This window comes from Paenarthrobacter sp. TA1.8 (assembly GCF_048595705.1).
GTDB classification, from domain to species: domain Bacteria; phylum Actinomycetota; class Actinomycetes; order Actinomycetales; family Micrococcaceae; genus Arthrobacter; species Arthrobacter nitroguajacolicus.
In genome coordinates, this window is record NZ_CP184287.1 from 2,737,890 (window position 1) to 2,749,772 (window position 11,883).

10 protein-coding genes and 2 tRNA genes are annotated in these 11,883 nt (G+C 61.2%); 3 read left to right on the forward strand and 9 right to left on the reverse strand.

What is annotated here, in order from left to right; translation table 11 throughout:
• Positions 1-33 precede the first annotated feature (33 nt).
• Together valS and ACNAOT_RS12630 are read left to right on the forward strand one after the other, a co-directional pair.
• On the forward strand, positions 34-2,655 hold the full coding sequence (valS, locus tag ACNAOT_RS12625; RefSeq protein ID WP_364305958.1) for a valine--tRNA ligase: 2,622 nt from the start codon (positions 34-36) through the stop codon (positions 2,653-2,655).
• Positions 2,656-2,994: 339 nt separating this feature from the next.
• The gene (locus tag ACNAOT_RS12630) at positions 2,995-3,870 is read left to right on the forward strand and encodes an Fpg/Nei family DNA glycosylase (RefSeq protein WP_420178257.1); all 876 of its coding nucleotides are present in this window, start codon (positions 2,995-2,997) and stop codon (positions 3,868-3,870) included.
• Between the two features lie 10 nt (positions 3,871-3,880).
• Here the strand turns inward: ACNAOT_RS12630 and ACNAOT_RS12635 are convergent, their stop codons facing one another.
• The 6 genes from ACNAOT_RS12635 to ACNAOT_RS12660 form a co-directional block, all read right to left on the reverse strand.
• Positions 3,881-4,495, reverse strand: coding sequence for a DsbA family protein (locus ACNAOT_RS12635; protein ID WP_166660314.1), 615 nt, complete (start codon positions 4,493-4,495; stop codon positions 3,881-3,883).
• A 109-nt stretch (positions 4,496-4,604) separates the two neighbouring features.
• The gene (gene clpX, locus ACNAOT_RS12640; protein WP_026005788.1) at positions 4,605-5,894 is read right to left on the reverse strand and encodes an ATP-dependent Clp protease ATP-binding subunit ClpX; all 1,290 of its coding nucleotides are present in this window, start codon (positions 5,892-5,894) and stop codon (positions 4,605-4,607) included.
• Between the two features lie 182 nt (positions 5,895-6,076).
• Complete coding sequence (locus tag ACNAOT_RS12645; protein ID WP_011775058.1) at positions 6,077-6,736, reverse strand: ATP-dependent Clp protease proteolytic subunit; 660 nt, start codon at positions 6,734-6,736, stop codon at positions 6,077-6,079.
• A gap of 39 nt (positions 6,737-6,775) precedes the next feature.
• A complete protein-coding gene (locus ACNAOT_RS12650) occupies positions 6,776-7,387 on the reverse strand; it encodes an ATP-dependent Clp protease proteolytic subunit (protein WP_024816919.1) in 612 nt (203 codons plus the stop codon).
• Between the two features lie 220 nt (positions 7,388-7,607).
• Positions 7,608-8,990 (reverse strand): trigger factor, encoded by a 1,383-nt coding sequence (gene tig, locus ACNAOT_RS12655; RefSeq protein ID WP_420178258.1) that lies wholly within the window; start codon positions 8,988-8,990, stop codon positions 7,608-7,610.
• Positions 8,991-9,059: 69 nt separating this feature from the next.
• A tRNA-Pro gene (locus ACNAOT_RS12660) sits at positions 9,060-9,134 on the reverse strand.
• Positions 9,135-9,262: 128 nt separating this feature from the next.
• Here ACNAOT_RS12660 and ACNAOT_RS12665 point away from each other — a divergent pair.
• A tRNA-Gly gene (locus ACNAOT_RS12665) sits at positions 9,263-9,336 on the forward strand.
• A 59-nt stretch (positions 9,337-9,395) separates the two neighbouring features.
• Here ACNAOT_RS12665 and ACNAOT_RS12670 read toward each other — a convergent pair.
• From ACNAOT_RS12670 to ACNAOT_RS12680, 3 genes are all read right to left on the reverse strand, one after another.
• Entirely contained in the window at positions 9,396-10,283 is an 888-nt protein-coding gene (locus ACNAOT_RS12670; protein ID WP_420178259.1) for an Fpg/Nei family DNA glycosylase, read from the reverse strand.
• On the reverse strand, positions 10,283-10,723 hold the full coding sequence (locus tag ACNAOT_RS12675; protein WP_167532122.1) for a ribose-5-phosphate isomerase: 441 nt from the start codon (positions 10,721-10,723) through the stop codon (positions 10,283-10,285). The genes ACNAOT_RS12670 and ACNAOT_RS12675 overlap by 1 nt, the downstream gene beginning before the upstream one ends.
• Before the next feature lie 121 nt (positions 10,724-10,844).
• Positions 10,845-11,849, reverse strand: coding sequence for a hypothetical protein (locus ACNAOT_RS12680; RefSeq protein WP_178994841.1), 1,005 nt, complete (start codon positions 11,847-11,849; stop codon positions 10,845-10,847).
• Positions 11,850-11,883: the final 34 nt, after the last annotated feature.

The following is an 11,883-nucleotide window of genomic DNA, read 5'->3' on the forward strand; positions in this document are numbered from 1 at the left end:
GGCGGTAACGCCAGGCCATGAAACAATTGACCCATGGCTGAATCAACGCAGGGTACAGACACGCCCGCCACCGCCCCCATCAACGTTCCCGACAAGCCGGCCCTTGAAGGCCTCGAGGCTGCCTTGACGCAGCGCTGGCTGAAGGAAGGAACCTACAAGTTCAACCCGGACACCACCCGGGAGCAGGTCTACTCGATCGACACTCCCCCGCCCACGGCATCCGGCTCGCTCCACGTGGGCCACATGTTCTCCTTCACCCAGACTGACGTCCAGGCCCGCTACATGCGCATGACCGGCAAGAACGTCTTCTACCCCATGGGATGGGACGACAACGGCCTGCCCACCGAGCGCCGCGTCCAGAACTACTACGGTGTGCGTTGCGATCCCGCCATCCCCTACAAGGCCGACTACACGCCCCCGGCGCAGCCTGCCAAGAACCAGCGCGATTTCGACGTCGTTTCGCGCCAGAACTTCATCGAACTGTGTGAAGAACTCGCCGTTGAGGACGAGAAGGTCTTCGAGAACCTGTTCCAGACCCTTGGTTTGTCGGTGGACTGGGACCTCACCTACCGCACCATTGACGACACTTCGCGTGCGGTGTCCCAGCGTGCCTTCCTCGCGAACCTCTCGGCCGGTGACGCGTACATGGCCGAAGCACCCACACTCTGGGATGTCACGTTCCGCACCGCTGTTGCCCAAGCCGAGCTTGAGGACCGCGAAGTTGCCGGCGCCTACTACCGCTACCCCTTCTTCACGGAAGACGGCGAAAAGATCTTCATCGAAACCACGCGCCCGGAACTTCTTGCTGCTTGCGCGGCCCTGGTGGCGAACCCCGACGACGAACGGTACCAGCCGCTCTTCGGCAAGACTGTAAAGTCGCCCCTGTTCGACGTGGAGCTCGAGGTTAAGGCACACCCGCTCGCCAAAGCCGACAAGGGTTCCGGCATCGCCATGGTGTGTACCTTTGGTGACCTGACCGACGTCACCTGGTGGCGCGAACTGCAGTTGCCCACCCGCGCCATCATGGGCCGCGACGGCCGCATCATTGCCGAGACCCCCGAATGGATCACCACCGACGCCGGCAAGGAAGCCTACGCTGCGATTGCCGGCAAGACCGCCTTCTCCGCCAAGGAAGCCGTGGTTGAACTGCTCAAGGCAGCGGAGCTGCTGGACGGCGAACCAAAGAAGATCACCCACCCGGTGAACTTCTTCGAGAAGGGCGACAAGCCCCTCGAGGTTGTTACCTCCCGTCAGTGGTACATCCGCAACGGTGGGCGCGATGAGGAACGCCGCGAACGCCTGATCGGCCGTGGGCAGGAAATCACCTTCCACCCAGCGTTCATGCGTTCCCGTTATGAGAACTGGATCGCGGGCCTGAACGGTGACTGGCTCGTATCCCGCCAGCGCTTCTTCGGCGTGCCCATCCCTGTCTGGTACCCGCTGGATGCCCAGGGCAACCCGGACTACGACAACCCCATCCTGCCTTCGGACGAGATGCTCCCTGTGGACCCGGCCGCAGACGCTGCTCCCGGCTTCGAGGAATCCCAGCGCGACCAGGCCAACGGCTTCACAGGTGACGCCGATGTGCTGGACACCTGGGCAACGTCATCGCTGACCCCGCAAATCGTGGGTGGGTGGAGCCGTGACGAGGAATTGTTCTCCAAGGTCTACCCCTTCGACCTCCGTCCACAGGGACACGACATCATCCGAACCTGGCTGTTCTCCTCTGCCGTTCGCGCAGATGCCCTGCAGAAGAACGCCCCGTGGAAGCACGCGGCCATCTCCGGCTGGATCCTGGACCCGGACCGCAAGAAGATGTCCAAGTCCAAGGGCAACGTTGTTGTGCCTACGGACGTGCTGAACGAGTACGGTTCGGACGCGGTCCGCTATTGGGCAGCCTCGGCCAAGCTCGGTGCTGACACGGCCTACGAGATCGCCCAGATGAAGATCGGCCGCCGCCTGGCCATCAAATTGCTGAACGCTTCGAAGTTCGTGCTGAACCTCGGCGCCACCGAGAACTCAGTGGTGACATCTGACCTGTCGGTGCTTTCCAACCCCTTGGACCGTGCGCTGTTGGCGCAGCTGTCCGACGTCGTTGCCCAGTCCACCAAGGCGTTCGAGAACTACGACTACGCCCGCGCGCTCCAGATCACTGAGTCGTTCTTCTGGCAATTCACGGACGACTACGTGGAGCTCATCAAGGACCGTGCCTACGGTGCCGCCGGCGAAACAGAGCAGGCATCCGTCCTGGCAGCCCTGGCAACAACACTGGACTCGCTCCTGCGCCTGTTCGCACCGTTCCTGCCCTTCGCAACCGAAGAGGTCTGGGGCTGGTGGCGCACAGGATCAGTTCACCGTGCCCAGTGGCCTGCAGCCTTGGAAATCACCGATGGCGACACCACGATGCTTGGCACCGTGGGCATAGCACTCAGCGGTATCCGCAAGGCCAAGTCTGAGGCGAAGGTGAAGCAGCGCACCGAGGTGTTGTCGGCATCCATTACGGCTTCGGAAGTACTCGTCGCCCAGCTGAAGGCCGGCCTTGGCGACCTGAAGGCAGCCGCAAACGCTCAGGAGATCACTCTCCAGTCCGGTGAAGGCGAACTGACGGTCAGCGATGTTGTCCTGGCGCCCGCCGAGGAACAGCCTGCGTCCTAGTAAGTAGTGAGCCGCCCGTTTTAGGGCAAAGGGGAAGCCCCATCAGCGTTTTGCCGTTGGTGGGGCTTCGACTTTTCGGCTGTCTGGTGATGTCTTGACAGTCTGGCGGAATCCTTGGAATTTCAGGTCTTCCTACCTCATCACTGGTAGGTTACTTCCAACTTTGCCAAAGGCTGCGTTGGTTGCAATCACTGAATCTTTGGTTTCCGTATCCCTCTTCTTTCGAAGTGGGTAAGAACCATTGTTGTCCCGCTGAGGACGATGCACAAGGGGTTCGAAAGAACTACAAACCTGTAGTTTTCCTGCCGGAAGATGGCTACCTGTGGCAGAGTATTGACCATGCCGGAACTCCCCGAAGTGCACGGCCTGTGCATGTACTTGGACACCCAACTCCATGGAGCCGTGCTGACCGAGGTCCGCATCAACTCCATCTCTGCACTCAAGACGGCGGACCCTCCCTACACAGCCCTTGAGGGCCGGACCATACTTGGCGCAAAGCGCATCGGGAAGTTCGTGTGCGTTGACGCTGACGGACTGTTCTTCGTGTTCCACCTGGCGAAAGCCGGCTGGGTCAGGTACACCGAGCACCCGTCCTCGGCCGGGCTGCGCCTGGGCAAAAGCAACATCTCAGCACGACTCTTACTCCACCGTCCCGCCGACGATGCCCACATTGGGGTAGACCTGACCGAAGCCGGAACGAAAAAGAGCCTGGCCATCTACGTGGTGAAAGATCCACAGGACGTCCCGGGAATAGCAACCCTTGGACCAGAACCCCTCAGTCCCGATTTTGATCTCGAAGCGTTGGCCGCAATCGTCGGCTCAAGTTCCCAACAAATCAAAGGTCTGCTCCGCAGCCAGAGCGTGATCGCTGGAATCGGCAATGCCTACAGCGACGAGATTCTCCACGCCGCGAAAATTTCACCTTTTGCCACCGCTAAGTCCTTGGACCAGGCAACGGTGGCCCGGCTCTATGAAGCCATGCAGGAAGTTCTGGTGGGCGCCGTCAACGCAGCTGCGGGCAAGCCTTCAAGCGAACTCAAGGACACTAAGCGCAGCAATTTCCGGGTGCATGCCAGGACGGGCCAGCCTTGCCCTGTGTGTGGAGATACCGTCCGTGAGGTGTCCTTCGCGGACACCTCACTTCAGTACTGCCCTACATGCCAGACCAACGGGAAGATCCTCGCCGACCGCAGGACCTCACGGTTCTTGAAGTAGCGCTGCGCCGCTAGTTGAACTCAGGGCTTTCAGTTCGGCTGCGCTTCAGCTCGAAGAAGTGGGGGTAGCCAGCCAAAGTCACCGTGGCGTCCCAGAGCTTTCCTGCTTCTTCGCCCCGGGGAATCCGTGTAAGGACAGGACCGAAGAACGCCGTGCCATTGACGGCTACCACGGGAGTTCCGACGTCTTGCCCCACCAGCGAGATACCGGCTTCGTGGCTGGCGCGCAGCTGGGCATCGTATTCATCTGAGCCGGCAAAGCGTGCCAGGTCAGCGGGCAGTCCGGTGTCGGCGAGGGCCTTCTGGATCACGGAAGCCCGGTCCTTGTTACCCTCGTGGTGGATCTGCTCCCCCATGGCGTCATACAAAGGCTTGACGTACCTGCTGCCGTGGAGCTCCTGGGCTGCGATGATCACTCGAACAGGCCCCCAGCTATCGTCCATCATGGCCCGGTAGTTATCGGGAAGGTCACGGCCCTCGTTGAGCACCGAGAGGCTCATGACGTGCCATTCGGTCTCGATGCCCCGTACCTGCTCCACCTCGCCGATCCAGCGCGACGTGATCCACGCGAAGGGGCATACGGGGTCGAACCAGAAATCGGCCTTGTTGACGTTCTCTTCGGACATAAGCTGTTCGGTCGAAGTCTGCTCGGGCACAGGGAACTCCTCTAAAAGGTGCGAAAGTGGCATGACCAAGGTCCCAGCGGAACCATGTCTTGTTTAGGCCAACAGGAGGCTAAGCCGACTTATTCCGGCGCTTGGCCACGACGTCGTGGGCGATCATGGTGGGCTGGGCCTTCTTGGCCACCACGTCCGCCGTGATCACCACAGTTGCGATGTCATCCCTGCTGGGGAGATCGAACATAACGGGCAGCAGCACATCTTCCATGATGGCCCGCAGGCCACGTGCACCAGTGCCACGTTCAAGGGCCTGGTCCGCTATGGCGTCCAAGGCGTCGTCGTCGAACTGCAGCTCTACGCCGTCCAACTGGAACATCTTCTGGTACTGCTTCACCAAAGCGTTCTTTGGGGTAGAGAGGATCTGGATCAGCGCCGGCCGATCGAGGCTGGACACCGTGGTGATGACAGGGAGCCGCCCGATGAATTCCGGGATGAGGCCGAACTTGAGCAAATCCTCCGGCATGACTTCGCCGTAAGTATCCACGTTGTCCCGGGCCTCGTTGAGCGGCGCACCAAAGCCGATGCCCTTTCGTCCGGAGCGCGAACCGATGATGTCTTCCAGCCCGGCGAACGCGCCGGCCACAATGAAGAGAACATTGGTGGTGTCGATCTGGATGAATTCCTGGTGCGGGTGCTTCCGGCCGCCTTGGGGTGGAACGGAGGCGACTGTGCCCTCCAGGATTTTCAAGAGTGCTTGCTGTACACCTTCGCCCGAGACATCGCGGGTGATCGACGGGTTCTCACTCTTGCGGGAAATTTTGTCGATCTCGTCGATGTAGATGATGCCTTGCTCGGCCTTCTTGACGTCGTAGTCAGCAGCCTGGATGAGCTTGAGCAGGATGTTCTCGACGTCCTCGCCAACATAGCCGGCTTCCGTCAACGCAGTGGCGTCAGCTACGGCAAACGGCACATTAAGGCGACGAGCCAGTGTCTGCGCCAAGTAAGTCTTGCCGCAACCCGTAGGCCCGATCAGCAGGATATTGGACTTGGCGATCTCAACGTCCTCATGGTGCGAACCCTCGCCGAGGCTGCCCGCCTTGGGCGCGTGACCGGCCTGAATGCGCTTGTAGTGGTTATAGACCGCTACCGCCAGGGAACGCTTGGCGGGCTCCTGGCCGATGACGTATTCCTGCAGGAAGTCGAAGATCTCACGAGGCTTGGGCAGCTCGAAACTACCGAGATCGGAGACTTCAGCGAGTTCCTCTTCGATGATCTCGTTGCAAAGCTCGATGCACTCATCGCAGATGTAGACACCGGGCCCGGCAATCAGCTTCCGTACCTGCTTCTGGCTCTTTCCGCAGAAAGAACACTTCAGCAGATCCGTGCTCTCGCCAATCCGAGCCATGTGGGAATCCCTTCGTTGCATACGGGTGATGCGGCTCCGCGCCGTACCCAGGTGTGCGGCCACGCCGCGGTTGGCACCACCGTGACAACATCCACTCTAGGTCACAATGGGCTGCTTGGGTGGAAACAGAACGCCGGTGCGGTCCATATTTCGTGAACCGCACCGGCGTCGAAATCCGTGCTCTACCGGGCGATTGCCTGGGGCTTGATCTTACGGGAGTCCAGAACCTGGTCGATGAGACCGTAGCTCAGGGCGTCCGCCGCAGTGAGGATCTTGTCTCGCTCGATGTCGTTGTTTACCTGCTCGGACGTACGGCCTGAGTGGTGCGCCAGCGTGTCCTCGAGCCAGGTGCGCATACGCATGACTTCGGCCGCCTGAATCTCGAGGTCCGAGGCCTGTCCGCCTTGACCGCCGGAAAGAGCCGGCTGGTGAATCAGGACGCGGGCGTTCGGCAGGGCCAGGCGCTTCCCGGGTGTACCAGCAGCCAGCAGGACCGCAGCGGCGCTGGCTGCCTGTCCAAGGCACACCGTCTGGATCTCCGGACGAATGTACTGCATGGTGTCGTAGATGGCCGTCATGGCAGTGAACGAGCCACCCGGCGAATTGATGTACAGGGTGATGTCACGGTCCGGATCAGTCGACTCAAGGACCAGCAACTGCGCCATGATGTCGTCAGCGGACGCATCGTCGACCTGGACACCAAGGAAGATGATGCGGTCCTCGAACAGCTTGGTGTACGGGTCCTGGCGCTTGAAGCCGTAAGGCGTGCGCTCCTCGAACTGGGGCAGGACGTAACGGCTGGACGGGAGATTGCCGGCAGACCATCCGAAGTTGTAGTTCATGTTCTTTACTCCTGGGGTTTCAGTGGTTCTTTGTGCCGGTTAGTTTTCGGAGTTCGACTGGTTGGCCGTTCCGCCGCCACCGGCAACAGAACCGGCGTGCGCCGAGATCTTGTCGAAGAAGCCGTACTCCAGGGCCTCAGGAGCCGTAAACCACTTGTCGCGGTCGTTGTCCTTGAGGATGGTCTCCACGGACTGCCCGGTCTGCTCTGCCGTGAGTTCGGCCATGACCTTCTTCATGTGCAGGATCAGTTCTGCCTGAATCTTGATGTCCGACGCCGTGCCGCCGATGCCGCCCGAGGGCTGGTGCATCAGGATGCGTGCGTTGGGCGTTGCGTAACGCTTGCCCTTGGTGCCGGAGGAAAGAAGGAACTGACCCATCGACGCTGCCAGGCCGGTTGCCACGGTGACGACGTCGTTCGGGATGAACTGCATGGTGTCGTAGATGGCCATGCCGGCCGTCACGGATCCACCCGGTGAGTTGATGTACAGGTAGATGTCCTTCTCCGGGTCTTCGGCCGAGAGGAGGAGGAGCTGCGAGCAGATGGCGTTGGCGTTCTCGTCACGGACCTCAGAGCCGAGCCAGATGATGCGCTCTTTCAGCAGGCGGTTGTAGATGTAGTTGTCCTGGGCTGCGGGATCGACAGTTGCCATCCGGGGAGCCTCTGATTGCTGTGACATAAGTACTTACCTCTCGCTGGTGCCAGTGACCTCACTGAACTTCACTACTTGGACACTAACCGTTTTCGCGGGTGATTTGTTCGCCGAAATCGCACTGTTCGCTGACGGCGCACGTCTGCGTTCAGCACCAATGTTCAGCCTTAAAGCAAACCGGCCCCGGATCAAGAGATCCGGGGCCGGTTGAAGTCGTTGACTAGAACTTCACTGCTGCGGGGTCGTCGCTTGCGACAACGTCGCCTTCTTCGTTTGCCTCAACCGCTGCAGCCTCTTCGGCTGCTGCTTCGCCGGCGGGGCGTACGAAGTCAGTGAGGTCGACCTTGTTGCCCTCGGAGTCGACTACCTCAGCCTGACCCAGCACAACGGCAAGGGCCTTGCGGCGGCGAACCTCGGAAACCATCATGGGAACCTGGCCGCTCTGATCAATGATCTGGGCGAACTGGTTGGGATCCATGCCGTACTGGCTTGCGGTGGTAACGATGTAGTCGATCAGCTCGTTCTGGCTGACGTCTACTTCTTCCTTGTCCGCAATGGCGTCCAGGATGATCTCGTTCTGGAAGGCACGCTCGGTGTTGGCCTTGACCTCGGCGCGGTGTTCCTCGGTGTCGTGTTCACCTTCGCCGTGTGCGTTCTCCGGGTTGAAGTGAGCTTCGATCTGCTCCTCAACGACGGAATCCGGAACGGGAACTTCAACGAGCTCAACGAGCTTGTCCAAGACCTTGTCGCGTGCTTCAACGCCCTGCTCGACTACCTTGGAGTCCGCAGCCTGCTTGGCGAGGTCCTCACGGAGCTCAGTAAGGGTGTCGAACTCCGAGGCGAGCTGAGCGAAGTCGTCGTTTGCCTCGGGGAGCTCGCGCTCCTTGACAGCCTTGACAACAACCTTCACCTGAGCGGACTCGCCGGCGTGGTCGCCGCCAACCAGCGTGGTCTCGAAAATTGCTTCTTCGTCGGCGGAGAGGCCTGTCACGGCTTCGTCGAGGCCTTCGAGCATGGTGCCGGCACCAACCTGGTAAGAAAGGCCGGAAGCGGAATCGATGTCTTCGCCGTCAATCGTGGCGGTGATGTCGATGGTCAGGAAGTCGTCGTTCTTGGCCGGACGCTCAACGGACTTCAGCGTGCCGAAGCGGCCGCGCAGTTCGTCCAGCGCCTTATCAACGTCAGCTTCGGAAGACTCAGCAGCCGCAACCTCAACCTTGATGCCGGCGTAGTCCGGCAGCTCGATCTCGGGGCGGACGTCGATCTCCACCTGGAACTTGAGTTCGCCATCGGTTGCGGACGGGTCCGGAACCTCGGTGATTTCAACTTCGGGACGGCTCAGGGGGCGAACACCCGTTTCCTGAACTGCAGCCTGGTACCAGCCGTTGAGGCCATCGTTGATGGCAGTCTCCAGAACATAGCCACGGCCAACGCGCTGGTCGATCAGCTTGGAGGGAACTTTGCCCTTGCGGAATCCGGGAACCTGGATCTGCGAAGCAACGGTCTTGTACGCGGCATCGATGCTCGGCTTCAGTTCCTCAAAGGGAACCTCAACGTTGAGCTTGACCCGCGTTGCGGTGAGGTTCTCGACAGCGCTCTTCACAGTCTAAGTACTCCTGATTTTGTGGGTATGGGTTTCTGTCGTGCCCCTGAAGCGGACACAAACACAGAGTCGGGGTGACAGGATTTGAACCTGCGACTTCCTGCTCCCAAAGCAGGCGCTCTAGCCAAGCTGAGCTACACCCCGAACGCACAGGACAGTCTACGGGCAAGCGAGCCCAGAATGCACATTTGACACTGCCGCCGGAATTAGGTTTAGTAGTACCCGGCTTCAACAGCCACCAGGAAGATGTCCTGAACAAGGATATCCGTCCTGGGGACGTAGCTTAATGGTAAAGCCTCAGTCTTCCAAACTGATTACGCGGGTTCGATTCCCGTCGTCCCCTCCACGCAAAAGGGCCCCGATCAACGGATCGGGGCCCTTTTTCTCTTATTCAAAGATGAACTTCTACACCTGGCAGCCGGGACACCAATACAGCTTGCGCGCACCGATTTCCGTCATCCCCACGAGCGTCCCGCACGCCCGGCAGGGCATGCCGTCCCGCTTATAGACGAAGTGGGCATCGGCGTCGGGCGCTACAGCACCACCGCCGGTCCACAGCGTCGGGGGCGTCGTAACAATACGTCCGTCACGGACGCCGTCGGACATGGTGTCCACGGTGTCGTCCCAGAGACGGCCAGCGGTTTCCGCATCAATGCTGCTCCCCGGTGTCCACGGATCGACCGCTTGCCGGAACAAAACCTCGGCCCTGTAGATGTTGCCGACGCCGGCCAGGACGGACTGATCCATCAAAAGCAGGGCCACCGCAGTCTTGCGGCGGCGAAGGCGGCGGATGAACTCCTCACGGTCACCCCGGCGATTGTGCAGCGGATCCGGGCCCAGCCGCGCCAACACGGCGGCTGCCTCGGCCGCAGTGATGGCGGCACAGGTGGTGGCACCACGGAGATCAGCCCAGCCGTGCCCGGACACCAGCCGGACACGCACCGCGCCCACGGGAGGAGGCGGGCCGGCGTAATCGCCGTCGTCGGAAGACGGACCTGCCTCCCGTTCGCCGATACGACGCGGAGCCCCTATGCTGGATGCGCCCGTGAAGGAACTATCTCCGCCAAAGCTCCAGGCCCCATAGAGGCCCAGGTGGACGTGCAGGAACAGCTCGTGGTCAAACCTGAGAAAGAGCTGCTTGCCATGGGCAGTGGCTTCAACCATGGCGTGCCCGGTGAGTAGCTCCGCGCCGACGGCAAACCTCCCTTGCGGGCTGGAGACATCCAAACACCGGCCGCCAAAAACATCCTGGAACTGGCGGGCCAGCCTATGGACCGAATGCCCCTCAGGCACTACTCGACGATCTCGCCGGTGGTTTCGTACACCGCAATTTTTCCGATCCGGCGAACGTGGCGTTCGTCGTTGCTGAAGGGTTCCTGAAGGAAGGCTTCGATGAGTTCCGTGGCCTCTTCAACGGTGTGCTGGCGTCCGCCAACGGCCACAACGTTGGCATCGTTGTGTTCGCGGGCCAACTTCGCGGTGGAGAGGTTCCAGGCCAGGGCCGCGCGGACGCCGTTGACCTTGTTGGCAGCAATTTGTTCCCCATTGCCCGAGCCGCCCAGCACGATGCCGAGAGCGTGCACACCGGCTTTCTGGTCTGCCACCACAGCAAGGCCGGCATTGATGCAGAAGGAGGGGTAGTCATCCAGGGCGTCATACTCCTTGGGCCCGTGATCCACCACTTCGTAGCCTTTGGCCGTGAGGTGGCTGACCAGGTGGGCGCTAAGTTCCATGCCGGCGTGGTCCGTGGCGATGTGGACGCGGGGTGTAGTCACAGGAAGTCCATTCTTTCTGGCGCGCGGGTACGGCATATGGCCGGGCGCGGCGTTGAGGGATGCGCTACCTAGGGTACCGCTACCCGGGTTGTTGGGCCTGCCCGTCGCCATGGGCGCGATGCGCCGCCCTGTTGAGAACACCGGCCAGCTTGTCTGCGGAAGCCTGGGTCCCTGCGCTAAGTGCCACGCGGCCTCCGTTGAGTTTCCTTACGACGACGGCCGGGCCACTGCTGACGAGCATCGCTGTCGCGTCGTCATGGTGCCGCCAGCCCCACCCACCATAATCTGCCGCCTTTACGTCCGCAGGGGCTGCCCCAGCGATGTCGACGGCGGGGACGGTCAGGACGCGGACGATCCCGCCGGCGAATACCTGCAACCCTCCCCTGTCCGCCCGCACCCGTGCGAACAGGAAACCTGCGCCGATGAGGGCCGCCGCTGCTACCAAGGCACCCAACCACGGAACTGCCACCGCTATCAGCGCAGCGGGGAACAGTGCCGAGACTATGATCATGACGAAAACGGAACTCCGGGCATGCACCCACAGCCGGAGCGTGTCGCGGGCGAGATCGGGATCTTCGAGAAGTCGCAACTCTTCTTCCAGCGCAACGTCATCTTCCCTGGTCCAACGAGGGTCCGGCTTAAAGGCGAACATCATGACGACGCCCAGCGCAACAGCGGCTCCGCTGCCCATGGCCAGCACGATCGGATCAACGTGGGACTCGCGCGCGTCCGCCAGCCCGGACTGGCCGACCAAACCTGCAGCCAACACTGTGGTGATGAAAAGGCTGACCATGAGGCCCACACCCATCATGACGCGGCGCATGACCACCGGCCGGGAAATCGACACCGCTTGGAGGAAGACTGCCCAACCGCAGAAGGTGATAAGGGCAGCGCCGCCTGCCACGTAGGCGCCGAAAGGAGCGAAGGAAGAGCCGCCGTCGGCGCTCCACATAACGGCGACCGGGTTTGGGAGGTCGTTGCGCAGCATCTGGGCGCACACGACAAACCCGACGGCGAGCAGCAACGGAAAGGCGACCGCAAACCTCAGTGCGCGGAAATCGAGGGTGTCCCGGAACGATGCCATAATCCAACGCTACTCCGTGGCGCGACACTGTGGT